The organism is Bradyrhizobium sp. 154 (assembly GCF_023073875.1).
In the GTDB taxonomy this organism is placed as follows: domain Bacteria; phylum Pseudomonadota; class Alphaproteobacteria; order Rhizobiales; family Xanthobacteraceae; genus Bradyrhizobium.
In genome coordinates, this window is sequence record NZ_JADPKG010000044.1 from 39,653 (window position 1) to 64,245 (window position 24,593).

General features: G+C 61.3%; 16 protein-coding genes. 10 read left to right on the top strand and 6 right to left on the bottom strand.

Annotation, left to right across the window (positions count from 1 at the left end; translation table 11 throughout):
- The first annotated feature begins 229 nt into the window (after positions 1-229).
- Positions 230-5,467, top strand: a complete 5,238-nt coding sequence (locus IVA92_RS10090; RefSeq protein WP_247279519.1) for an Ig-like domain-containing protein — start codon at positions 230-232, stop codon at positions 5,465-5,467.
- On the opposite strand, the gene IVA92_RS10095 is transcribed toward IVA92_RS10090, so the two are convergent.
- Positions 5,454-6,923 (bottom strand): lipopolysaccharide biosynthesis protein, encoded by a 1,470-nt coding sequence (locus IVA92_RS10095; RefSeq protein ID WP_247279520.1) that lies wholly within the window; start codon positions 6,921-6,923, stop codon positions 5,454-5,456. The two genes, IVA92_RS10090 and IVA92_RS10095, sit on opposite strands and share 14 nt — an antisense overlap.
- A gap of 401 nt (positions 6,924-7,324) precedes the next feature.
- On the opposite strand from IVA92_RS10095, the gene IVA92_RS10100 reads away from it, so the two are divergent.
- Together IVA92_RS10100 and IVA92_RS10105 are read left to right on the top strand one after the other, a co-directional pair.
- Positions 7,325-8,965: a hypothetical protein gene (locus IVA92_RS10100; protein WP_247279521.1), complete on the top strand. Its 1,641-nt coding sequence runs from the start codon at positions 7,325-7,327 to the stop codon at positions 8,963-8,965.
- Positions 8,955-9,413: a DCC1-like thiol-disulfide oxidoreductase family protein gene (locus IVA92_RS10105; protein ID WP_247279522.1), complete on the top strand. Its 459-nt coding sequence runs from the start codon at positions 8,955-8,957 to the stop codon at positions 9,411-9,413. Before IVA92_RS10100 ends, IVA92_RS10105 begins: the two co-directional genes overlap by 11 nt.
- A 45-nt stretch (positions 9,414-9,458) precedes the next feature.
- On the opposite strand, the gene IVA92_RS10110 is transcribed toward IVA92_RS10105, so the two are convergent.
- Positions 9,459-10,622: a glycosyltransferase family 2 protein gene (locus IVA92_RS10110; RefSeq protein WP_247279523.1), complete on the bottom strand. Its 1,164-nt coding sequence runs from the start codon at positions 10,620-10,622 to the stop codon at positions 9,459-9,461.
- A 615-nt stretch (positions 10,623-11,237) separates the two neighbouring features.
- On the bottom strand, positions 11,238-11,528 hold the full coding sequence (locus tag IVA92_RS10115; protein ID WP_130211929.1) for a hypothetical protein: 291 nt from the start codon (positions 11,526-11,528) through the stop codon (positions 11,238-11,240).
- 991 nt (positions 11,529-12,519) lie between these two features.
- Here IVA92_RS10115 and IVA92_RS10120 point away from each other — a divergent pair.
- Positions 12,520-13,815 (top strand): acyltransferase, encoded by a 1,296-nt coding sequence (locus IVA92_RS10120; protein ID WP_247279524.1) that lies wholly within the window; start codon positions 12,520-12,522, stop codon positions 13,813-13,815.
- 348 nt (positions 13,816-14,163) lie between these two features.
- On the top strand, positions 14,164-15,054 hold the full coding sequence (locus tag IVA92_RS10125; RefSeq protein ID WP_247279525.1) for an aldose 1-epimerase family protein: 891 nt from the start codon (positions 14,164-14,166) through the stop codon (positions 15,052-15,054).
- Positions 15,055-15,062: 8 nt separating this feature from the next.
- On the opposite strand, the gene IVA92_RS10130 is transcribed toward IVA92_RS10125, so the two are convergent.
- Positions 15,063-15,911, bottom strand: coding sequence for an MBL fold metallo-hydrolase (locus IVA92_RS10130; protein WP_247279526.1), 849 nt, complete (start codon positions 15,909-15,911; stop codon positions 15,063-15,065).
- Between the two features lie 271 nt (positions 15,912-16,182).
- Here IVA92_RS10130 and pgm point away from each other — a divergent pair, with 271 nt between their 5' ends.
- The 4 genes from pgm (at position 16,183) to IVA92_RS10150 (ending at position 20,982) form a co-directional block, all read left to right on the top strand.
- A complete protein-coding gene (gene pgm, locus IVA92_RS10135) occupies positions 16,183-17,829 on the top strand; it encodes a phosphoglucomutase (alpha-D-glucose-1,6-bisphosphate-dependent) (protein WP_247279527.1) in 1,647 nt (548 codons plus the stop codon).
- A 354-nt stretch (positions 17,830-18,183) separates the two neighbouring features.
- Positions 18,184-19,233: an aromatic ring-hydroxylating dioxygenase subunit alpha gene (locus tag IVA92_RS10140; RefSeq protein ID WP_247279528.1), complete on the top strand. Its 1,050-nt coding sequence runs from the start codon at positions 18,184-18,186 to the stop codon at positions 19,231-19,233.
- A 5-nt stretch (positions 19,234-19,238) separates the two neighbouring features.
- Positions 19,239-19,991 carry a GntR family transcriptional regulator gene (locus IVA92_RS10145; RefSeq protein ID WP_247279529.1) on the top strand — a complete coding sequence of 251 codons (753 nt, stop codon included), beginning with the start codon at positions 19,239-19,241 and terminating at the stop codon, positions 19,989-19,991.
- Between the two features lie 10 nt (positions 19,992-20,001).
- Positions 20,002-20,982 carry a PDR/VanB family oxidoreductase gene (locus tag IVA92_RS10150; protein ID WP_247279530.1) on the top strand — a complete coding sequence of 327 codons (981 nt, stop codon included), beginning with the start codon at positions 20,002-20,004 and terminating at the stop codon, positions 20,980-20,982.
- Between the two features lie 213 nt (positions 20,983-21,195).
- Here the strand turns inward: IVA92_RS10150 and IVA92_RS10155 are convergent, their stop codons facing one another.
- Together IVA92_RS10155 and IVA92_RS10160 are read right to left on the bottom strand one after the other, a co-directional pair.
- On the bottom strand, positions 21,196-23,157 hold the full coding sequence (locus IVA92_RS10155) for an EAL domain-containing protein (protein ID WP_247279531.1): 1,962 nt from the start codon (positions 23,155-23,157) through the stop codon (positions 21,196-21,198).
- Positions 23,158-23,460: 303 nt separating this feature from the next.
- Complete coding sequence (locus IVA92_RS10160; RefSeq protein WP_247279532.1) at positions 23,461-23,826, bottom strand: nuclear transport factor 2 family protein; 366 nt, start codon at positions 23,824-23,826, stop codon at positions 23,461-23,463.
- Positions 23,827-23,996: 170 nt separating this feature from the next.
- Between IVA92_RS10160 and IVA92_RS10165 the strand changes: the two genes are divergently transcribed.
- Entirely contained in the window at positions 23,997-24,587 is a 591-nt protein-coding gene (locus IVA92_RS10165; RefSeq protein ID WP_247279533.1) for a TetR/AcrR family transcriptional regulator, read from the top strand.
- Positions 24,588-24,593 lie beyond the last annotated feature (6 nt).

A 24,593-nucleotide genomic window follows, 5' to 3' on the forward strand; every position in this document is an offset into this window, starting at 1 on the left:
CGGAACCCAGCGTGTTCGGCGCTCGCCCGATGAATGACGGCCCCTGCACTGAGCCTGCTTGATGCAGGCAGCGCGGACTTCACATGAGCCCGTAGCATTACGGTGTCTCCGCAGAAATCTCCAGCCGTCAGCTGATTCTCTCGGCATGCGTCAAATTGCGTCGAATCCATAAGGCTCTTTTGAACGCGTGCATAGTTGTGTGCCACCTAAAAGGAGCACGCAATCCATCATGACCATTATCACTGGAAGCGCCGGTGCTGACGTTCTGTTTGGCGGTACCGGAAATGATGTTCTGACCGGAGGAGCAGGCAGCGATACTTTCATCGTCTCGAAGGGCTATGGCTCCGATACCGTCACTGATTTTCAGGCGGGCTTCGGCGGCGATGTGTTGCGATTGCAGAACTACGGCTTTGCGACGTTCGCCAGTTTCCTGGCAGCGGCCACCCAAGTGGGCTCCGATACGGTTGTAACGCTGTCGTCGACCGAAACTCTGACGCTGCAGAATGTCGCGCTTTCGACCTTGGTTGCAAGCAATGTCGCGCTGGACAATCCGCTGCCAGCGAGCGGAACGGCATGGAATTGGGCGGGTACCGTCCCTGCGGGCGGCACGCTGGCGACCGGAGCGACAAATGATGGCATGGAGGCCGGCGGCACGGGCGTCACGCTGATCGGCGGAGCAGGGGACGACACCTACTATGTCTATGACCACAACACTAAGGTCGTCGAGCAGGCCGGAGAGGGCATCGATACGATCCGCGTCTGGAACATCAACGGATACAGCCTTGTCAATGCGCCGAACGTCGAAAACCTTGTCCTGACAGATAGCGTTCCGTCTCCCGCCACCGGCAATGATCTCAACAACATCATTGTCGGCAATGCCGGCGACAACATGATCGACGGCGGACGGGGGAACGATGTGCTGACCGGTGGGGCCGGTCGCGACACCTTTGTCGTGAGAGCGGGCAACGGCAACGACATCGTCACCGACTTTCAGGCGGGTGCGGGCGGGGACATCCTGCAGCTCAACAACACCGGATTCAAGACGTTCGCCGATGTCACGGCGGCCATGAAGCAGGTGGGCACAGACCTTGTCCTGACAATCGCTGGCGGCGAAACGATAACGCTTGAAAACACCAGTCTCCAGAATCTCACGGCCGGCAATATAAACATCGTCAGTCCCCTGACCGGATTGGTCCAGACCTTCAACAACGACTTCAACACGCTGTCCGCGGGGCAGGATCCCAGCCTGACCTGGCGCACGAGTTATGCCTGGAGCGGAGCGGCAGGCTACGGGCTGGCCGGCGAACAGGAAGTGTATGTCGATCCCAGCTTTTCCGGGCTGCCGGCAACTCAGGCGTCAACGTCGCTTGGGCTTAATCCGTTCTCGATTCAGGACGGCCACCTTGTCATCACGGCACAGCCCTTGCCTGCGAGCGCCACGCCTTATACAGGCAGCGCCATTTTCTCGTCGGGCATGATCTCGACCCAGAACAGCTTTACCCAGACCTACGGCTATTTCGAGATGACGGCCACGCTGCCCAGCACAAGTGGCGCGTGGCCGGCGTTCTGGATGCTGCCCAGCACTGCCAATAACCTCAACACGGAAATCGATGTGCTCGAAGCATTTGGTCAAGATCCTGACCAGGCGCATTGGGCCATTCACTCACCCTACGCGCCCGCGACGAATGGGGGTTGGGCCAATACGGCCAACCTGACGACCGGAGAACACACGTTTGCGCTCAAATGGACGCCTTACGACCTGACGTTTTTCGTGGACGGGAAGGAGGTCGCGCAGCAGGCCACGCCCGCCGACATGAATACGGCGATGTACATGATCGCCAACCTAGCGATGGGCGGGAGCTGGCCGGGCAACGCCGCTCCAGGATCGACGCCGACGATGACCATCGATTCAATCAAAGCCTATCAATTGCCGGAGTACACGCTTGCGAACTACACCCTGCTCACGAGTGGCGGGTCGACCAACACGATCGTGGGAAGCGCAGCTGTAGACACGCTGACCGGCACGTCCGGCAATGACCTGATCGGTGGTGCAGGAGGCGCGGATGTCATGACTGGCGGCGCCGGCGATGACACTTATGTCGTGACCGATGCCGGTGCGAAGATTGTCGAGGCCTATGGCGGAGGCATCGACACGGTCAACTCCTCGGTGACGTATACGCTTTCGAGCTACGTCGAGAATCTGACGCTCACCGGTTCGGCGGCCATCAGCGCCATCGGAAATATTCAATCCAACATCATCATCGGAAATTCCGCGTCTAACGTGATCACCGGCGGGCTCGGCAATGATATCCTGACCGGCGGCGGCGGTATGGATACTTTCGTATTCAACTCCGGCGATGGTTCGGACATCATCACCGACTTTTCTCCGGGATCGGGCGCCGCTCACGACGTCGTCCAGCTCAACGGCTTTGCCTTCACCTCATTCGCCGACGTGCAGGCGGCGATGACCCAGGTCGGAAGCGACGTCTATCTGAAGTTGACCAGCCAGGACACCTTGGTGTTCCGCAACACGACGGTCTCGGCATTCACCAGCGACGATTTCCAATTGCCAGCAACGCTCCCGGTCGGCGGGACGATCACGTCCTGGATTAGCGGGAAGGCGAGCAGCCGCATGGTGTACGGCACCGCGGCGAACGACAAGCTCTCGGCGGTCAATAGCGATGACACGCTCGTCGGGGGGAACGGCGACGATACCTACGTCATCGGAAGCGCGAACCAGAAAATCATCGAGAATCCCGGCGGCGGCATTGACAGCGTGGAGGCGTGGACGTCGTACACACTGACGGCGAACGTCGAAAACTTGACGTTGATGATGGGCGGGCTCGCGGGCGTCGGTAACCAATTGGCAAACCGTATGGTCGGCTCGAGCGGTGACGACGTCCTGGATGGCGCCGGCGGGAATGACTGGCTCTCTGGAGGATCCGGGAACGATACGTTCATTCACTCTGCAGGCAGCGGCAACGATACGATCGCGGATTTCCACGTCTTCACGAGCGCGACCGCTGAACACGACAAGCTGATTCTGAAAGGTTACGACAGCGGCGCCTATTTGACCCATGTGAACGACGTGTGGACCGTTCGCTACGCGGGTGGAGCAGATACGCTGCGCATTGCGGGCGTCACCAGCTTGACGTCGGCCGACTATTCATTCGTTTCCGCGACGAATTCGCCGATGGCGATGACATTTATCGCCGTGCCGACGATCTCGGCGGTCAACGACAGCGGCTCGATCGTATCGGGCCTGATCAATACAAATCATCTGGTCCTCACGGGTCGCGCGCAGGCAGGTGTAACCGTCAAGGTTTTCGACGGGACAACTCAGATCGGCACGGCGACAGCCGATGGCAATGGTAGCTGGAGCATGGCGACCGCATTGCTGGCCGAAGGCGGCCACACCTTTGCCGCCGCAGCGATGGACGGCGTCGGCAATCTCACCGCGCTCTCAGCCGGGGTGAATGTCACCATCGATACGGTCGCCCCGAACGTGCCCAAGCTCGCGTCGTTCTCGCCAGACAGCAACGTTGCCGGCGATGGCGTCACCAATGTCAACCACGTGAATTTGACTGGAACCGCGGACGCCGGGAGCACGGTGCAGGTCTTCGACGGCGCGACGATGATCGGAACGGCGATCGCCGATACCAGCGGAGCATGGTCCATTGCCACCGCAACGTTGGCGGACGGTAATCACACGTTTACCGGCAAGACTGCCGACGCCGCCGGCAACGTCAGCGCTTCCTCCGGTGCGTTGAACGTCACGGTCGACACGCGTGCCCCGGTTGCACCTATCCTGACCTCGGGCGCACCTGGAGCTTCTAGCGCAATAATCGTGTCCGGCACGGCAGAAGCCGGAAGCACTGTCCGGCTGTACGAGGGCGCGACCTTGCTCGGCACGGGCGTCGCGGCGACGAGTGGGGCCTGGAGCGTCACCACCGGATCGCTCACGGCAGGGCAACACAGCTTCACCGCCACCGCCACCGACATCGCCGGAAATTTGAGCCAGGTTTCGAATGCTTTCAGCTCCGCCGTCGGTACGGTGATCGAAGCGGCCGGAACGACATCGCTTATCAAGTCGGGAAGTAACTTCTACCTTTCGACGGCCAGCTCATCGGTGATCTTGAAGAATGGCGGAACGGCGGTTGTCGCGGGGCAGCTGGGCTCGTGGGTGCCAGTAGCTGCGGAAGCGTCGTCGAACGGCTATCTCGTCGCGTGGAAGATCCCCTCGACCGGTCAGTTCGCGGTCTGGAGCACCGACAGCAACGGCAATTTCGTATCCAACTATCTGAACAAGGTGTCCGGCACCGACCCGGCTCTTGAGTCGAGCGAGACCCTCTTTCACCAGGATCTCAACGGTGATGGCCTGATTGGTCTTCCACCAACGCCCCAGAAGGTTTCAGGCACGACAATCGAGGCGTCCGGCTCAACCAGCCTGGTTCTGGTCGGCTCGAATTACTTGCTCGACGCGATGACCAGCGGCGTGGGGCCGACCTTGAGGTACGGTGGCGTAGCGGTTGTGTCGGGACAGTTCGGCGCTTGGACGCCGGTGGGCGTGGAGCAAACAACCAGCGGCTATGATGTGGCCTGGAAGATTCCGGCCACCGGCGAACTTTGTGTGTGGACCACGGACAGCAATGGCAACTATGTATCGAACCTCCTGAACAAGGTGTCCCCGACCGACCCTGCTCTTAAAGCGGTCGAGACGACTTTTTATCAGGATCTCAATGGCGATGGTGTAATCAATACGTCATCGACCATCCTCAAGATCTCCGGAAATGTCGTATTGAATCTGGGCAATATGTCACAGGCCGCGACGGTCGACCCCGGCGCCACGCTCGAATTGTCCGGCGCCGCTTCGGGGTCGATCACCTTCAAGACGTCGACCGGCAATCTGGTGTTGGACCACGCGTCGCAATTTACGGGAACGCTCATCGGTCTGACGGGTGACGGCACCGCGTTCAATTCCAACCATATCGATCTGAAGGACATCGCGTACGGAGCGGGGACGTCGGCGTCCTTTTCCGGCAACACAGCCGGCGGTACGTTGACCGTGGTCGATGCCCAGAATCACACGGCAAATATTTCGCTTGTTGGTGACTACACCAGATCGACCTTCAACCTCTCGAGCGACGGAATGGGCGGCACGCTGGTGATCGATCCTCCGAAAACCAGCGTTGATTTGTCGGCGGTTGCCTCGTTACAGCCTCCTGCGACCGCACCGGCCGTCGGCCTCGCGGGCCTGGAAGATGGCGGGTTCGTGTTCGAGCAGTCCGCTACCTCCAATGCATATGACTTGATCAACGAGGCGTCTCGCGAATCTGCCAAGGCAGTGCTCCTCGCGGCGATCACTTCCCCAGATGTTGACACAGGCCTTCATCAGGTCGACGCCGTTCACGCGGTCGCCCCGGTCGATATTCATCTGGCGGAATTGCATGGCTTCATCGTTCGCTGAAGGTCTTTGCCTTTCGAAAGACGTTGCGCAATACGCGTTTTGCAAGTGCCCGTTTCTGCGCGAAGAAGGACATGGCGAGGAGATATGATGCATAGGCAAGCGCCAGCAGCGTAACCAGCCCAGCGAATGAGTTTCCATCCAGCAATGAGATGATCGAAATCCTTGTGACGGTCGCCGCAACGGCACAACCGATCCAATGCGGGACAGTCGTCTTGATCAGGTTCCTTGTCGTCACAGGGCCATGACGACCGATCGATATCGCATAAAGCGGCAGCACGACGGTGCAGTTCACCAGCGTATACGCTGCGGCGATTCCAAGCGCGCCCCAGGGAAGACCGGCGAGGAATGAGGTCACGTTGATCAGGGCGGTCCAAACGCCGAGCCTGAAGTACTCCTGGCCACGGCCTTCACTGAGGAACAGCCAAGCTGCCGTCGCGGTCGCGACCTGGATCAAGCCCGCAACGCCAAGCCAGGAAAAAATCGGGGCTGCACCCACCCAATGCTCGCCGAGGAGAACTCTGAAGAGCGGCTCCGAGAGCAGGATGGCGAAGACGATGCCCGGCTGACATATGAGCATAACCATGGACAGGGCATCGTTGTAGGTGCTCAGATATCTCTCCTTATCGAAACGAAGTCGCGAAAGCAGCGGGACAATCACCTGGCCGATGGGGTTATGTAATTGGACGATCGGCAGCAGCAACAGCTTATAGGCCCGATCGTACATTCCGAGTTCGTCGCCGCCTCGAAATTTGCCGATGAGAATGTTGTCCGCATTTCTCGAGAGATAGTTGACCAGATTGAACCCTGACACGTGCAGGCCAAATCGCGCCATGTGTCGCGTCTCGCTGTCCAGATGGGGATATCCAGGGCGATAGCCAGAATAGGCCCAGATCCCGACTGTCGAAATGAGCGTGAGAACGAGCGTGGACAGATAAAGTGCCCAATAGTCTCTCAAGATGATTACGGCGACGATCCCCGCGACAACGGAAGCGGTTGTCGCGGCGACATCCAGGATTGCCAGAGCCTTGAACCGGGACTCTCTGGCAAGTAGCGCCGCCGGAACGGTCGCAAGGCCGGCAATGAAGCTTAGGCCGGCAATTGCGATCATGAGCTGTTGAAGCCTCGTATCGTCGTAAAACAGCGCAACCGGATGCGCGCTCAACGCCAGAACGAGAGCAGATGCCGCGGAAGCGAGCACCGACAACCAGAACAGCGCATCGATCTGACCCTTGGCGATCTCCGTGCGTTGAATGATGGCCTGTCCAACGCCGACGTCCTTGAGGAGTCCGAGGAACGTTGCAGCGGTCGCAGACATGGCCAGCACGCCGAAGTCGGACGGGGCAAGATTTCGCGTCGAGAATATCGTCAAGACAAAACCGGCCGAGAGTTTCCAGGCCTGGGATCCGCCCGTTATGAGGATGTTGGTTACGGCCCGTGACTTGCTGTCTTTGTCCAACGAGCTCACCCTGCGATCTCAAACAGTCTTGCGCGGTCTTGCGCCTGCCAGCAAGTGCCTCGGGAAATCCAGTGCGCTGAACGATGGCGGTTCCGATCGTCTCCGGCTTTTAGCTTGGCCCTGACATGAACGGAAGACGTGATCGGGCGATGTGGGATCAGCGGAGCTGGGTCGAAACTGTTTTCAAACGATGGTCTGACCGTCACCAATGTCGACGTGGACACTTGTGGTCACATCAATGCCCGCAGTTTGTCATATTCAATTCGCAGTGTTGAGGTTCCCGCGGGATGATTTCGTTGGCACTCGCACCGGGAGAAGGACGAGCTGCGCTTGCGATGCTTGCAGATGGCTAGTGATTCTATAATGTTCGGTTGGGCGAAGCTCCGGAGGTCCCAGACGGGATGGCGTTGTATACCGTTGCATCACAGCAAGGAGCGCGGTCTAGCGTCTCGTCGCTCGCGGGACCTCTCTTCCTTCTTGCAGTAGCCGTCATTCTTTCTGCGATTTCGCGGCGGGCCGTCACGCACCTGGCGCGCTGGTCTGACATTTACGCTTTGGTGCTGGTTTGCTTGGCATTTGCCGGCGCGCTCGCCTTCAGCTCCATTCGCTATCGTGATTTCTCGCCGCCATTGCGTATCACCGCCCTCGCGATCGGAATGACGATTTTCGTGCAGTTGCTGTTCGATTCATTGGGGCCTTTCGCAGGGCCCCCCAACATCCTGTTCGGTTCGAGCGACAAAATTCTGTTCTTCCGCTACGGTGCAGTGCTTGCGGTTGTGGCAGGAATAGCCGCGATCTGGCGTCCTTCATTTCTGGTGCCGCTGTTCTATTTTTACCATGCATGGCGCGAAATGGTGAGCGTCGTGTCCGGCATCTTCGTGACCGAGACCGATTATCTCGGGATGCTCGACGTCGGTAACTTCGCCGTCCTTGGCGTGCTCGGCACGATCGTCCTCACCAGCGCCTGGGTGATGGATCGCGTGCCGTGGCTGCGAACTCTGTTCGCTTCTGCAGATAACGTGAAGCAGCTTCGCGATCGCGCCTATGGCTTGATTTGGGCGTGCGCCGTCGGGGCGCATCTCGGCAGCTATTTCTGGTCGGGAATCGCAAAGCTGCAGGCTGGTGGCGAGAAGCCATGGACCTGGCTGCTCGCAAATCCCACGCAAACCTCAATCCTGATGGGTCTCGAACGCGGCGACGCCCCGCTCGGCCTATGGCCGGGCGCGTTGCAGACTATCTGGGACGCGATCGTGAGCAACCAGCTGATCTTCAACGTCTTCGTGCTGGGTGCCCAGCTCCTGTCGCCCTTGGCTGCGATCTCGACGCGCGCGCTGTCGTTTTTCTGCCTGCTGTTCGACATCTTCCACATCGGCGTGTACTTCACACTGGGGGCTCTGTTCTTCTTCTGGATTGCGCTCAACCTGTTCATCGTAGCCGCGGCACGCACGCTGCCGCGCGATGGGTTCACCCCGGCGATGAAGGTTGTGATGGTCGTGACCGTCATTTGTGGCCGGTTCTTCTTCTACACCAATTACCTTGGATGGCTGGACGGGCCGAAGCTGGCAAGCCCGCGGCTTTTCGTCGAGACCCGCGATGGTCGCCAGGTTCTCGCGCCTTCCACGTATTTCGGCATCTACTCGTACATGATCGGGACCGGAACCATGTACATCCCTGAGAATCATTTCCGGGCTCGCGTTGGCGGCAACAACCACGATCTTGCGACTTGGCACGACGCGACCACCTGCGGCCCGGAGATCCTTCCGCGTCAGGACACAGGCGTAGCCATGGAGGCCGTGGAAAAAATGGTCCGCGAGACGGATCGCTTTTTCCGTGTCTATCCCTGGGTGAAGGATAACAACAGTTTTTATGCCTATCCGCACCACATGCTGTCCAATCCATGGCTGTACGGCGAATTCAACAAGCTGACCATGGACGATATTGTCGCCTATCACTATGTGGTGGACTCAGTATGCCTCGGCCTGGCGGAGGGCAAGCTTGTGCGCGACGTTCGGAAGCGAACGGACTATCGAATTGACCCATAGTGATGACGATATCTGGGTGGTCTATGACGGCGAATGCCCGTTATGCAGCCGCTATGTTCTGCTGTACCAGTTGCGGGAGCGTGGGCAGCGCATTCACCTGATCGACGCGCGTTCGGAGCATCCAATCGTGCGCGATATCCGCGCGCGCAACCTCGATCTCAATGAAGGCATGGTGGTTCGCTGGCGTGGGCGGCACTACTATGGGGCCGCTGCAATGCATCTGCTGGCAACGCTTGCCGGGGAGGCGACCGTCTTCAATCGCCTCAATCGGCTCGTGTTCTCCCGGCCCCGCCTCGCAAGGGCAATTTATCCAGTGCTGGTGCGCGGAAGGAAGCTTCTCCTTCGGCTTCTCGGCCGCAAGCGGATCGATGAAATCAATGCTCCAGAACAGCAGATATCGGTCGGTCCTTCCGACGAACACATCAAGCACAACGACGGGGTCCGGTAACGATTGGAGGAAGGCTCCAGCGCGCCTCCTGTGCAGAAAGCGGTGTCAGGGTTGTCGCGTCGCGGCCTGGTAGGCCGGGGAGAGACGCATCAGACCGCAACGGACAAGATCGTCTGATGATTGGTAGATCAGGCTATTGGGATAGATGAGCTCGAATGACGGATTCTGATCGAGCCGCTCCGCGTAGCGTTGATACTCGACCGAGCCGAGATAGTAGTTCCCCTCACGGACCGCGATTGCGACCTTATCGGTGAAGTCGTGAAGAAATTTGAAATGGAGCAGGGCGCCTGTGACGTCGCTTGCCTTGCCTGGTGGGGCCATCAGGTGACCGGCGGCGATATAGCGACGGCCGGGCGACCATCGGGCGAGCGGCACTTTAGTGAGCAGCGGTGGCTGCCAGCGCGTTATGTTAACTGCAGGCAGCAGCCGCGCCAGCCCGTATGGCTCAAGCAACTGTACAAGTGCGTCGTAAAGAGCGATCTTTGGCGGCATCGGTTCGTCATAAAACAGCCTCGCTCGCGCACCACCCACCAGGTAGTTGGTCGGAAAGCCGCGCCGACGGCGCTTCACATAGGTGTCGGAATCGAAGTAGGGGGAGAAAGCGATGAGGCTCTCGCCGGCATGGTAGCGCTCCGGACCGCCGAGCCAGCGTGGATACATATCGACCATTTCCGCGGTCATGCAATCAGCGCCGGTGCTCTCCAGATAACGGCACAACCATCGAAGATCAAAACGTTCGCAGCCGGGGTAGACGAAGAGTTCGTCTGCGTCGAGCGTCAGCGCCCACCGTCCTGGCGCGAATTGGTCGAGCACGGCGCTGGTCCAACGCGCACCACCACTTGATTCTGCAAAAGGCTCCCGAATCTCGAACACGTGAACATCCGGCTGATCGAGCAGGAATGCTCGCGTGCCGTCGTCCGAACGGTCATCGATCGCGAGGAAACGTCCGACTCCGAGCCGGCGATGATGGCGCAGGAAATCGGGTAATCGCAGCATCTCGTTGCGGAGCTTGCCGACAGCTACGATCTCATCGACGCCGAAGTCGAGGGGCCGGGTATCAATCCGGTGAATGACCGGATCGGGGCGCTGCTTGGTCCGTGATCGCGTTGGCGTCAAAAGTGCGACAGCCGCTTGACCCGTTACGATCGACTCTTGTAACGCGTTCTGCGCGCCATTGCCGCCCGCCGCTGCTCTCGCCGGCAATTCCATTTTAGATTTTCCAGCCAACCGATCACATCTGCATTATCTACGATAAAGACGGCGAATATAGGTGCTATGGACGGTCACGTTGTCTCAGCGGGTTGATCTAGCCTCATAAGTGCGTGGCGAGCTACAAATAGGCGCTTCTTCTTTGCAAGAGGAATATCGGCCGGCGGCGTCGCGTCGGTTCCAAATTGATTGCATTGCCCTTCATTCCCAAACGTCTTGAGCATACTTGATGTGTCGCTCCAGCTTGTCGCGCGTCGTGTCGTGCAAAGGCATTTTGCCCGGTCGGCTTTGTGCAACACAGCTATTCCGCGGAAGTTTCAAGGAGCCGAAATCAAAGTCAAAGAAGAAGCCTCCGCCACGCGTATTCAATTTGGTGCAGGAGATCTTTCGAGCCATTGAGCAGATTAGAGCTGTGGCCAACGGTTTCTGCGGAGCAGAACGCGTGCACGGGATCAATGCCGCGTAAATGAAGCGCTCACAAGCACACCGGCGGGAATGCGGCCCCGCGGGATGAACTGCATGGCAATTAAGCAGGTGCGGAGCTTCTACAGAAGGATGTAACAATGTACGACCATGCGACAACATTCTCGCTGGCCGCTCATGATAGGGGGCTGACTAGACTGCGATTTGCGATTCAGGCATCTGCGGTGATGCCTCCGACTGCACCTGGTCGAGCACCGAGAGGTTCGCGATGAGCAGATAGATCAGCAGGCTCGCGCAATAGACGACTTGCAAAATTACCGCGCTGGCGACGAAGGCTATCGCGCCCGTGGCGAAACCCTGCTCAAGGCCCAAATACCACGCTGCAACCAGGATCAGCATCGTTGCGGGAATAAGAGCGTATGCGCGAAGAAAACGCCCCAGAAGAACACCCGCCACGGCGCTTGCGATCATCAGCACGACCAAAATCTGCCCTCCTGCTCTTGCACCAGAGATGTTCCGGACGCATGACGGGCCGTATTGTAGCCACAGAGGCGCTAAAAACATACCACTTTTGTACGGCCATCGCCAGTCTTTGGTGCGGCTGCCGCTGCGCTGCGGGCGGGCGGCTCTGTTCTGGAACGTGCTCGGTCGTCGGCGCGATCCCCTGGATTCCGGAGTTCTCCTGCTGACAACTTGGTGCTTTCGGTTCCAGGGGTTTACTTTCCCCCGGTGTGCTCGACCTCCGCAACTGGCGGACTCGCAAATGCGGCAAGAGGCTTGTGAGCAAGGCGCCCCGGAGGAGACCGGTCCTAGCCCCCCTGCTTTTTACGCAGCAGGAGCCCGACTAGTTCTTCGAGGCTCTGCTCAATGTCCACGGACTGCAAAGATCCGGTATCGGGCTCAGAGGAATGCGGCTCGATCAGACGCAAGCTTGCGCCGGCAGGCGCGGATTTCGCTGGCTTCGGCTCCCGAATGGATACGGGTTTAAGCGACTGAGGCATGTCATAGTTCGTCTGCTCAGTCATTGTGGGTTGAGGTGTGGCGTATCGCGTCCTGGTGCTTTCATCCGAAGATGGTCGCCTGGTTCTGAGCTCGGGCGAAACGTAGGGCTGCAAGTTCAGGTACTCGGCGTGCCGCTTACGAGAGATCAGCTCACGCGTGCCGTAGCCGGCCGCGAAGCCAATCGCGAGCAGAACAAATATGATGAGGAGCCCAACCATCAAACTATACGCGCCCACTCATAATTCTGCCTCAGAGTTAACCTGCTACCGTCCATATCCCGTAGTTGATAGATGCCGTAATTGACGATTTGAAGGCACGTCGTTCGGCGTGTCCGGGTGAGGCTGCGCTCGCCTGAGGATCGCTTCCAACGAGTGGTGAGGTGTTCGCGATACGAGATATTCGCTGTGATCCGCCGAGGCGCCAAGTTGCTGGTTAACGCGCCCCCAGTTTGGCATCGCACGCGTCGAGAGTGATGCGACAGCCATCGATTGACAGGTCGCTCAACGTAGCGAGCATCGCAACAGGCAACCAGAATACCGAGATCGCCATCTTGTCGTTACAATCCCCAGGTTCCACCATCATAGCCGGTAGTCGCGCGCAGAAGATCGGGGCGGTCAACGGTTTTCGCGGACTCGCCATCCTGATGGTGATCCTCTTTCACTTGCTTGTTCCGTTTACATCCAGCGCGCCGGCGTTTCCCGGCGAACTTGATCCGAATGGTCTCCTGGCCATTGTCGCAAAGCACGGCTTCTTGGGCGTAAATATTTTTTTTGTGCTCTCCGGATTCGTTCTGTACCTGCCCTATCGCACCAAGAAGCGGGCCATCGATCGGCTTGCCGACTTCCCGCATTTCTATTGGCATCGCGCAGCCCGATTGCTTCCACTTTACTATACGGTTGTCCTCGTGACGGTTGCACTCCATGCCAAGTCACCCGCTGGGTCGCACGCGTGGTATCTGGAGCTCGGCGGACTGCTATCTACGCTCTTCATTTTTGTGCCGCACGGGTTTATGCCCCCCTCCAATCCCGTATTGTGGTCCGTAGGCGTTGAAATCTGGTTCAGCCTTTTATTTCCGCTGCTGATTCTTCTGATCGCGCGCTTCGGCCTTCGAAGGCTGTTGCTGTTGAGCGTCGTCATCTGCTCAGCTTTTGTGATGGCTGGGCATCTTATCGCGGTGGATCGGATTGGGATGTTTCGCCCGTTTGTGGGCGGAATATTTGGGTCGTGTTACCAGTTCATTTTCGGAATGCTGGTTTGCGATCTCTACGTCAAGTCCAGGGACAGCGTTTCACTTAGGAGATTTCAGTCGCGGGGGCTGCTGCCCGGACTGCTGCTGATGATCGCCGCCATATATCTCAAGGATAACGGCCCCTGGGCTGTGAGCATTCTCTACGCCACGATCTTTTGCGCCGGGTTTGCCATGGTGCTGCTGGCGGTGTTGTGCGGGGCATGGTCCGCAAATCGCTTGTTCGAGGCATGGCCCATTCAAATCGTCGGATGCATGTGCTACAGCATCTATGCGTGGCATTCGATCATCATGGTTGAAATGATCCCGCCCGATACGTCTCCGTTCCAAGACACGCTTCGACTTTCATTTCCGTATCTTGCAATAACGATCCTGCTAAGTGCCCTGAGCTATCGCTATATCGAATTCGGGCATCAGGGGGACTGGAGGTCGTTGTTCCTGTTGCGCAACTCCAATTCCGACGAGCTCACCGGCGCTGGGGTATCCCGTCGTGCTGAGTCTAAACCGGTCGCATCGTCCTAAGAGGACTCCCTGCTGGGACATCTGGGACTGCGGGTCAAAGGTGTGTTCGGTGCTCGAGTTCGCGGCTGCGCCTCAGTCCTGTGGCAAAGTCGAGGGCGTTGCGGACCTCGGCGGCTTACTTTTGTATCCCGCCTAGCGCGACGGCTCTGAAGGTCCGACGGCGTGACAACCCAGGCGCTGATCATGCGATTTGCTGCGCGTCGCCGCGCTGTCGAGCGATGGTCCACAGAACGAACCAAAATTTTCTTTTACATTTCAACGCTCTGCGCAAGCAAGCGCCATCGATGACCGTCACACCTCTGCCGGCGCCGCCTTGCTGCATATGAGATCGCGGTGTAGATGTCGCACATGAGCGATGATGCCCACACCGTTCGGAGCGGCCGGCTCAGCGCGACCGTCAAGGCGCATGGCGCCGAACTGTGCTCGCTCAAGGACGGCGGCGGCATCGAATTCGTCTGGCAAGCGGGGCCAGAATGGCCGCGCCATGCGCCGCTGTTGTTTCCGATCGTCGGGCGCCTCGCCAACGACGAATTGCGGCACCGGGGCAAGACCTATCGGATGACCCAGCACGGCTTTGCACGCGACAGCCGTTTCGCGTGGACAGAACGCGGCGAGGGCCGCTGCACGCTGGTGCTCGAAGACAGCGAGGCGACGCGCGCGCTCTATCCGTTCGCATTCCGGCTCACCGCTGCCTATGCGATCGACGATTCCGGCCTTGATCTGACGTTCACGATCGCCAATACCGGCAAGGAGACATTGCCGGCTTCGCTCGGTGGCCATCCCGCCTTCAACTGGCCGCTCCAAGCCGGACGAGCGAAGGAGAGCTACGCGCTGACCTTTGCAAACGCGGAATCGGCTCCCGTCCGCCGTCTCGACGGCGGCTTGCTGCGCGCGGCAACGGAGCCGAGCCCGGTCAAGAATAGAGCGCTGCGCCTGTCCGAAGCCCTGTTCGTGGATGACGCCATCATCTTCGACCGCATCGAGAGCAATTCGGTCCGCTATGGCGCCGGGCAGGGCGCAGCAACCGGGCCCTGCCTGAAAATGTCCTGGCGCGGCTTTCGCGAACTCGGCGTCTGGTCGAAACCGTCGGGCGCGCCGTTCCTCTGCATCGAGCCCTGGCGCGGCCATGCCAGCCCCACCGGCTTCGACGGCGAGTTCACCGAAAAGCCCGGCCTGATGCATATCGCGCCGGGTGCGCAAGAGTGCTTGTCGTTTCGGATCGAAGCCGGATCGTCCTGAGACCGCGCTCAGAGCTCGATCCGCGTGAGGTCCTCGCCGAGCACGACAGGACCTGAGTAGTCCTGCCGGACATCGTTGAGCAGCGCGCTCAGCATGGCATCGTCAGTGCGCGGCCGGTGATGGGTCAGCGCGAGCTTCTTGACGCCGGCCTTGGCTGCGACTTTTCCGACCGTATCGCCGCAGGCGATCGTGAATTTCGCAAGCCGGCGCAGGTGCTCGTTGCTGATCTCCGGCGTTGCGAGGAAGCAGCACTGAACGAGCAGGTCGGCTCCCTCCGCCAATCGCTCGAGGCCGGGGCAGGGGACGGTGTCGCCGGAAATCGCAATGACCTTGCCTTCCGCCTCGAAGCGGTAGCCGACGCACATCCAGCGTTGGAGGAAGCCAGGCGGCATGTCGAGACCGTCGCCATGCGAGACGAGTTCGGCGCTGATCTTCCAGCGGCCGGTGTCGAGAACCGGACCCGGCACGATGTCCGTTGCGACCACCGGTTTCCAGCCGCCGAAGGTCGGCTCGCCCCGATCCCGCCAGATGATGTCCTTGTCGTAGACCTGCGTGATCAGCGTGTTGACCAGTCGTTCGGTATCCGGCGGGCCATAGATGCGCAGCTCGTCCTTGCGTCCATGCATCCACGAATTCAGCATCACGTCGTAGAGATCGCCGATGTGGTCGAAATGGTGATGGGTGAGGAAGACCGTGTTGATGGCGCCGAGCGGCACGCCAGCCTTGCTGAGCTGCACCATAACGCCGCGGCCGGCGTCGATCAGGATGTTTTGGTCGCCGAGCCTGATCAGCGTGGTCGTCGCCATCCGGCGCGGATCGGGGCGTGGGCCGCCGGTGCCGAGCAGTATGACCTCCATGGCGCTCCTCCAGATACAGCCTCTTGCGACGCACACTAGATGCGAAACTCGCGGCGGGGCAAGCTGCGAGGTGATTAGGTTGGCTGGCCTTCCGTCACCGAGATGCGCAGATGGCGTCGTTCTATGGGCCGGTTTCACCAGAACGACACCCGAATGTGAGGCGCAGCCGGCGGAAGGAACGCCCCCTCCTTCGCGCGTGTTGTGCCCTTGGCGGGGTGCCGGTCGGTGCTATTGTATCCCGCGATCGCTTGCGACAGGACGAGGTATTTCAGTGGCTAATGTTGATCCCGCGGCGGGCAAGCAGGCCTCGCCGGACGCGCTCACCAATATTCCGCGGCTGGTGACCGCCTATTTCGCCGGCAAGCCCGACGCGGCCGACCCCGCGCAACGGGTCGCGTTCGGCACCTCGGGTCATCGCGGCACATCGTTCAAGAACACCTTCAACGAGGGCCACATCGTCGCGACCACGCAGGCGATTTGTGATTACCGCCGAGAAAAGGGGCTGACGGGCCCGCTCTTCATCGGCATCGATACCCATGCGCTGGCAGAGCCCGCGCTCACGAGCGCCGTCGAGGTGTTCGCGGCCAACGATGTCGATGTCATGATCGACAAGGACGGCGGCTACACGCCGACGCCGGTGATCTCGCACGCGATCCTGACCTACAACATGGGGCGTACGAGCGGCCTCGCCGATGGCGTCGTGATCACGCCCTCGCACAATCCCCCGGAAGACGGCGGCTACAAATACAACCCGCCGCATGGCGGCCCCGCCGACGCCGACGTCACCGGCGTGGTCGAGAAGCGCGCCAATGCTTATCTCGCCGATGCCCTCAGGAGCGTGAAGCGCGTCGACTACGCCAAGGCGCGCAAGTCTTCGAAAGTCCACGCCTACGATTTCATCACACCTTATGTTGCCGATCTCGGCAATGTCGTCGATCTCGACGTGGTCAAGTCCGCCGGCGTCACGATCGGCATCGATCCGCTCGGCGGTGCCGCCGTGCATTACTGGCATCCGATCATCGATCGCTACGGCCTCAAGGCCACCGTCGTGAACGAGGCGATCGATCCGACCTTCCGCTTCATGACGGTGGACTGGGACGGCAAGATTCGTATGGACTGCTCCTCGCCTTATGCGATGGCGAGCCTGATCGGGATGCGCGACCGCTTCGACGTCGCCTTTGCCAACGACACCGACGCGGATCGCCACGGCATCGTGACGCGGACCGGCGGCCTGATGAATCCGAACCATTATCTTGCGACCGCGATCTCCTATCTGTTCGCGCACCGTCCGGACTGGGGCAAGGATGCCGCGATCGGCAAGACCGTGGTGTCGAGCTCGATTATCGATCGCGTTGCGAAAAAGCTCGGCCGCAAGCTGATCGAGACGCCGGTCGGCTTCAAATGGTTCGTCGACGGCCTCCTCACCGGCGGCTTCGGCTTCGGCGGCGAGGAGAGCGCGGGGGCCTCGTTCCTGCGCCGGGACGGCACGGTCTGGACCACCGACAAGGACGGCGTCATTCTCGGTCTGCTTGCTGCCGAGATCATGGCCCGGACCGGCCGTGACCCCAGCCAGCTCTTTGGCGACCTCACCGCCGAGTTCGGCGTGCCCCATTACGCGCGTACCGACGTCGCGGCCACCGGGCCGCAGAAGACCATCCTGAAATCGGTCACGCCCGAGCAACTTGGCCTGAAAGATCTCGCCGGCGACCCCGTCCGGGCCACCCTGAGCAAGGCGCCCGGCAACGGCCAGCCGTTCGGTGGCATCAAGGTCGAGACCGATTTCGGCTGGTTCGCAGCAAGGCCCTCGGGGACGGAGGACGTCTACAAGATCTACGCCGAGAGCTTCCGCAGCACCGCGCACCTGACGCGGATTCAGGAGGAGGCTAGGGCCGGCCTGGCGAGGGTGTTCGAGACGTAAGGCATCTTGTGGCGGCGGACGCTCTCTTACCCTCCCCTGGAGGGGGAGGGTCGATCGCGCGTAGCGCGAGCGGGGTGGGGTGATCTTTCCTCTTGGGTAGTGCCCGTGTGGAGAGATCATCCCACCCCGCTCCGCATTCCGCTTCGCTCCATGCGAAGCGACCCTCCCCTCCAAGGGGAGGGTAAGAGGGCGCCTCACGCGGTTATTGCTCTCTTCGCGGAAAATAGAGCTCCGGCCAGATATGTATACAGCTTCACTGATAAAGGTATTATAGTAGGTTAGTTTTAGCTTGAACGTTTCTGGTCGACTGCTATTGTATACATAACGTATTCATGAGCCGTGGGAGTGAGACCGATGACAAAGCCCTTCCCGATGAACGCCTGGTACGCTGCGGCATGGGATGCCGAGGTGAAGCCGGCGCTGTTGCCGCGCACGATCTGCGGCAAGCATGTCGTGATGTACCGTAAGGCCGACGGCTCGGTGGCCGCGCTGGAGGATGCCTGCTGGCATCGCCTGGTGCCGCTGTCCAAGGGACGGCTCGAAGGCGACACCGTCATCTGCGGCTATCACGGCCTGAAGTACAACGCGCAAGGGCGCTGCACCTTCATGCCCTCGCAGGAGACCATCAATCCGTCCGCCTGTGTCCGGGCCTATCCGGTGGTCGAGCGTCACCGCTACATCTGGCTCTGGATGGGTGATCCCGCGCTGGCCGATCCCGCGCTGGTTCCGGACATGCACTGGAATCACGATCCGGCCTGGGCTGGCGACGGCAAGACCATCCACGTCAAATGCGACTACCGCCTCGTGCTCGACAATCTCATGGATCTCACCCACGAGACTTTTGTGCACGGCTCTTCCATCGGTAACGATGCGGTGGCTGAGGCGCCGTTCGACGTCACCCATGGCGAGAAGACGGTGACCGTGACGCGCTGGATGCGCGGCATCGAGCCGCCGCCGTTCTGGGCCAAGCAACTCGGCAAGCCCGGTCTCGTCGACCGCTGGCAGATCATCCGCTTCGAAGCCCCGTGCACCATCGCCATCGACGTCGGCGTGGCGCCGACCGGCACCGGCGCGCCGGAAGGCGACCGCTCACAGGGCGTCAACGGTTTCGTGCTCAACACCATCACGCCGGAAACCGAGAAGACCTGCCATTATTTCTGGGCGTTCGTGCGCAACTATCGCATCAGTGAGCAGCGCATCACCACCGAGATCCGCGAGGGCGTCTCCGGCATCTTTCACGAGGACGAGCTGATCCTCGAAGCGCAGCAGCGCGCGATGGACGAGAACCCGGATCGTATCTTCTACAATCTCAACATCGATGCGGGCGCGATGTGGACGCGCAAGCTGATCGATCGCATGGTGGCGAAGGAAAACGCGCCGCAGCATCTCCAGGCCGCGGAATAGCCGACATGGCCGAACGTGAGGTCGACCGCTCCGTCTCGCAGACCGTGAAGGCGCAGCTCGCGCTGCGCGACCAGATCCTGTCGGGCGTGTTGCGTCCGGGCGAACGCATCTCCGAGCTCCAGGCGGTGGAGACCACCGGCGCCTCGCGCACGCCGGTGCGCATGGCGCTGGTGCGACTGGAGGAGGAGGGCCTCTTGGAGGCGATCCCCTCCGGCGGCTTCATGGTGAAGGCGTTCTCGGAGCGCGACATCTCCGACTCCATCGAGCTGCGCGGCACGCTGGAAGGCCTCGCCGCACGTTTCGCCGCCGAGCGCGGCGTCTCCGCGCGCGAGCTCGAGCCGCTGAAGGAGTGCCTCGCCGCGATCGACGAATTGCTGCGCCAGGTGCCGATCTCGGTCGATTCCTTCTCGTCCTATGTCACGCTGAATGCGCGCTTTCATGCGCTGCTCACGGAATTGTCGCGCAGCCCGCCGTTGATTCGGCAGATCGACCGCGCCTCCGCGCTGCCGTTCGCCTCGCCCAGCGGCTTCGTGATGGCGCAATCGGCGCTGCCCGAGGCGCAGCAGATCCTCATCATCGGGCAAGAGCATCATCGCGTCGTGATTGACGCGATCGAGAATCGCGAAGGCGCGCGCGCCGAGGCCGTCATGCGCGAGCATGCGCGGCTCGCGGTGCGCAACCTGCGGCTCGCGCTGCGCAACCGGACCCATCTCGACCTCTTGCCGGCGCTCGCGCTGATCAAGACCGCAACCGATTGAGTGCACAGCCATGCGCTTCATCGAAACCTGGATACCGGCAACGCTCGTCTCGACTCGCGATCTCGCACCGAGCATCCGGGAATTCCTGATCCGGCCGGATCAGTTCGATGGCGCCGCCTACCCGGTCGGCAGCCACATCAATGTCAACGTCACCATCGACGGCCTGCCGGAGGCGCGGTCCTATTCGCTGGTCGGCGAAGCCACCTCGGCTGGTTTCAAGATCGCGGTGCGCCGCGCTGATGATTCCCGCGGCGGCTCGCGCTATATGTGGTCATTGCAGCCAGGCGCGCGGCTCGACATCACCCAGCCCGCCTCGCTGCTTGCGGTGGATTGGACGCGGGAAAACTATTGCCTGATCGCCGGTGGCATCGGCATCACGCCGATCTTTGGCGCCGCGCAGGCGCTGGCCCGCCGCGGCGCTGACCTCACGCTGCACTACGCCGTGCGCGCGCGCGGCGAAGCGGCCTATCTCGATGATCTCGCCGCGCTGCTCGGCGATCGCCTGGTCGTTCATGCCAGCGACGAAGGCAACCGGCTCGATCTCGACGCCCTGTTCGCGTCGGCGCCCAAGGGCGCGCTCGCGCTGTTCTGCGGCCCGATGCGCATGCTCGATGCCGCGCGCCATGCCTGGATCGGCGCCGGCCATCCGCTTCCGGATCTCCGCTACGAGACCTTTGGCTCCAGCGGCACGCTGCCGACCGAGACGTTCCGGGTGCGTCTGAAGGACTCAAATGTCGAGCTCGAAATCCCGCGCGAACGCTCGATGCTGGACGTGCTCAACGCCAGCGGCCACGACGTGATGTATGATTGCAAGCGCGGCGAATGCGGCTTGTGCGCCATCGACGTGGTCGCGGTCGACGGCGAGATCGACCATCGCGACGTCTTCTTCAGCGACCAGCAGAAGCAAAGCAACCAGAAGATCTGTGCCTGCGTCTCCCGCGCGAGGGGCACGATCACCGTGGATACACTGCTGCGGGCGGACGCGATTTGAAATAGCGTCCAGCGAGATCTGTTTTGGCGGAATGGACGGAGCCACGGACTCCACCTCTCCCGCGTGCGGGAGAGGTCGCGCCGAAGGCGCGGGTGAGGGTTCTCTCCTCTGGGGAACTCCCTCTGTGGAGACACCCTCTCCCCAACCCTCCCCCGCAAGCGGGGGAGGGAGCGCACCTCTTTCGTAGCGGCACCGATCTTAAGCGATCGAGTCCTACGCCGCAAAGGTCGCCCGATGTTTCTTGCTGTCCAGCAGCGCCAGCACGGCATCGGCCGCCACCGGCCGGCTGATCAGATAGCCCTGCACCTCGTCGCAGCTGATCTGGCGCAGATATTCGAGTTGGTCGGAGGTCTCGACGCCTTCAGCGACGACACCGATGCGCAGGTCCCGCGCGAGCGAGACCACCGACTTCACGATTGCAGCGCAGTCCGGCTGCACCAGCATGTCGCGGATGAAGGACTGGTCGATCTTGATACGGCTGAACGGCAGCTTGCGTAAATAGGTGAGCGAGGAGAAGCCCGTCCCGAAATCATCGAGCGCCACGGTGACGCCGAGTTCCAGCAGCGCATTCAGGACCGATGCGGCCGAGCCGTATTTCGACAGCAGCATCGATTCCGTGATCTCGATCTCGAGCCGCCTGGGAGAGACCTTCGCGTCGGCAAGCGCCTGCACGATGGTCTGGAGGATGCCGGTGTTGTGAAATTGTGCCGCGGAGAAGTTCACGGCGACCCTGATCTGTTCGGGCCATTGCGCCACCGTCGTGCAGGCGCGGCGAATGACCCATTCGCCGATCTCGTGGATCAGCCCGGTCTCCTCCGCGATCGGTATGAATTCGCTCGGCGGCACCAGTCCGCGTACCGGATGCTGCCAGCGCAGCAGCGCCTCGAAGCCGGTGATGCGGTTGTCGCCCAGACCGAGGAACGGCTGGAACACCAGGAACAGCTCGTCCCTCGCGATCGCGCCCGCGAGGTCCGATTGCAGCGCCTTGCGGTCGCGGGACACCTTGTCGTCGCTGGTCTCGAAGAAGCAGACCATGCCGGCTCCCGCCTTCTTGGCGCGATAAAGCGCGGCGTCGGCATTCTTCATGAGGTCGAACGGCGTGTTGCCGTCGCGCGGCGCCAGCACGATGCCGACGCTGGTCGCGCCGACGATCTGGCGGCGCTCGATCTGGAACGATTCGGTGAAGGCCGCGACGAAGCGCTCGGCGATCTCGAGCACATCTTCCGGCCGCGCCACATTGTTCATGACCAGCGCGAATTCGTCGCCGCCGATGCGCGCGACATGCTCGGCCGCGCGCGTGCAACGCTGCAGGCGGCTTGCAACCTGGACCAGGAATTCGTCGCCGGCGGGATGGCCAAACTGGTCGTTGACCTCCTTGAAGCGATCGAGGTCGAGCAGCAGCACCGCGAATTCCTCGCCTGATAACGCCAGCCGTTTGAGCGCGGCATCGAGCGTTTCGTTGAAGGCGACGCGGTTAGGCAAATGGGTGAGGGGATCCTGCCGCACCGTGCGCTCCGCCTCGAGCTGCTGCATCACGCGACGCGCGAACGAGAACGAATTGACGAACACGCCGCGGAGCAGCACGCTTCCGTAGACCACGACGAGGAATGCGATCAGCAGGAAGGCGAGATCGCCTTTTCGGCCCAGGCAGATGGCGATGCCGAGGAAGATGGGCGCCGTGAAAGCGATGGCCGCGATCGGGATCGTCGCGAAGGCCAGCGCGCCGCCCGCCAGCATGCCCGAGCACAGGCAGGTGATGACGAGTTGGCCGCCAGTCGAAGCGTCGGAGAAGAACGCGACCGGGACGATGCCCCAGGCCGTGCCAAGGATGAAGGCGTTGCGCACCAGCCGGTGCATGGCACGGCGCGAGACGAATTGCGGCTTGGTGATGCGGCGTGTGGCGTGGGATTGCAGGCCGAATGCGATCGCAGCGGCGGCCACGGCGACCGCCCAGATCAGGGCCGGCATCCGGTCCGGCGACTGCCACAGCGCGATGGCCAGCACGATGGCGTTGCAGGCATTGGCCAGCATGATGCCGACGGAATAGCCGAGCACCAGCGACATCTGTTCGGCCCGAATATGACCGGCGACGGCCTCGTCGGTTGCAGGACCGCCTAACGCCGACAGATCGCCGGCGAACAGCCGTGCGAAATAGCTGGTCGTTTGAGTCCGCATTCGAGAGCCTGGCAGCATCGGCCGTTGGTCCGGCTAGACGCTGAGAATTCGCTACAAACCTTTGACGAACTATGAATTATGCTCGGCTGCGACCGCCGCCGTGACCACTTCTGCGTGTTCGAAACGAGGGTATCGATAACAAATCGATACAAATGCGCGATGGCAGGGGATGTTCGCCCCTAACTCCGCTGTCATGCCCCGGCTTGACCGGGCATCCAGTACGCCGCGGCCTATCGATTGACTATTGGCGTCTCGGCGTACTGGATGCCCGGTCAAGCCGGGCGATGACACCGGTGTCCGCAATCATCGCCCCAACTGCTTCGGGTCGTAATAGAACCTCTCCTCGATCAGCTGATCGCCCCGCCAGGTCTGCCAGGCGACCTCGTCGAGCGTCCGGGTGATCCCATCGGCGTTGGTGAAGCTGAAGCACCAGCGGGTCGCGACATGGTCGCCCTCGATCAGGCTCGGCCCAATGCGCACGGCCTTGACCTCCTTCGAGGCCGCCAGCACGCCGCGCTCCTTGGCGATGAGCTTATCACGGCCAACCGTCGGAGCACCGCTGTTCTCGTAGGTGACGGCATCGGGCGCGCAGAACTGTTCAATGGCGCCGATGAAGTCTCCTGCTTCCAGCCGCTGCGCAAACGCTTCGACAATGTCACGACTCGGCAATGGCACACCTCACGACTAAACCGACTTATGGTCGGTAAATACCGACCGGTGGTCGAAAAGTCAACTGGCCGCCTGCGCCGAACTCGACTAAAGCGAGAGTGAGTTGAACCGGTGCGAGCCGAGAACTCACGTCTCCCGAAGGGAGAGTATTCTGAACCCAGACGAGACACATGGCGAAACAGGCGGAGCGGCGGGCGGCGACCACGGAAGCGATCCTGACGGCGGCGCGCCGCCTGTTCGGGACACAAGGCTTCGCCGCCACCACCATGGACGAGATCGCGGAGGGGGCCCGCATCGCCAAGGGCGCGGTCTATCATCACTTCAAGACCAAGGAGGCGGTGTTCGAAGCCGTGTTCGACCAGGTCTCGCGCGACCTCGTTGTCGAGATCGACAGCGCCGCGCGCGCCGAGAAGGACGTGCTCGCCGCTATGGTTGCCGGTACCCAGCATTACTTTGCGGCGACGGCAAAGGGCCCCACCGGCCAGATCATCCTGCGCGACGGGCCAGCCGTGCTCGGCTGGGAACGTTGGCGCGAGATCGACGCCAAGCACTTCGGTGGCAAGCTGCCGCGCACCCTTGCGGCGGCGATGGAGACCGGCCTGATCGCGCGACAGCCGGTCGAGCCGCTGGCGCGGCTGCTGCTCGGCGCAGTCACGGAGGCCGCGGTCGCCTGCGCCGGGCGCGCTGATATCGCAAGGGCGGGCGCGGAATATGCCCGTGCGTTCAGGTCGCTGGTCGAGGCGCTGCGCCTGCATGCATGATTGTGC

Coding starts and splice junctions, on each gene's coding strand:
- IVA92_RS10090 (WP_247279519.1), top strand. CDS start 230: ATGACCATTATCACTGGAAGCGCCGGTGCTGACGTTCTGTTTGGCGGT.
- IVA92_RS10100 (WP_247279521.1), top strand. CDS start 7,325: ATGGCGTTGTATACCGTTGCATCACAGCAAGGAGCGCGGTCTAGCGTC.
- IVA92_RS10110 (WP_247279523.1), bottom strand. CDS start 10,622: ATGGAATTGCCGGCGAGAGCAGCGGCGGGCGGCAATGGCGCGCAGAAC.
- IVA92_RS10120 (WP_247279524.1), top strand. CDS start 12,520: ATGCGACAGCCATCGATTGACAGGTCGCTCAACGTAGCGAGCATCGCA.
- IVA92_RS10125 (WP_247279525.1), top strand. CDS start 14,164: ATGAGCGATGATGCCCACACCGTTCGGAGCGGCCGGCTCAGCGCGACC.
- IVA92_RS10130 (WP_247279526.1), bottom strand. CDS start 15,911: ATGGAGGTCATACTGCTCGGCACCGGCGGCCCACGCCCCGATCCGCGC.
- IVA92_RS10140 (WP_247279528.1), top strand. CDS start 18,184: ATGACAAAGCCCTTCCCGATGAACGCCTGGTACGCTGCGGCATGGGAT.
- IVA92_RS10145 (WP_247279529.1), top strand. CDS start 19,239: ATGGCCGAACGTGAGGTCGACCGCTCCGTCTCGCAGACCGTGAAGGCG.
- IVA92_RS10150 (WP_247279530.1), top strand. CDS start 20,002: ATGCGCTTCATCGAAACCTGGATACCGGCAACGCTCGTCTCGACTCGC.
- IVA92_RS10155 (WP_247279531.1), bottom strand. CDS start 23,157: ATGCGGACTCAAACGACCAGCTATTTCGCACGGCTGTTCGCCGGCGAT.
- IVA92_RS10165 (WP_247279533.1), top strand. CDS start 23,997: ATGGCGAAACAGGCGGAGCGGCGGGCGGCGACCACGGAAGCGATCCTG.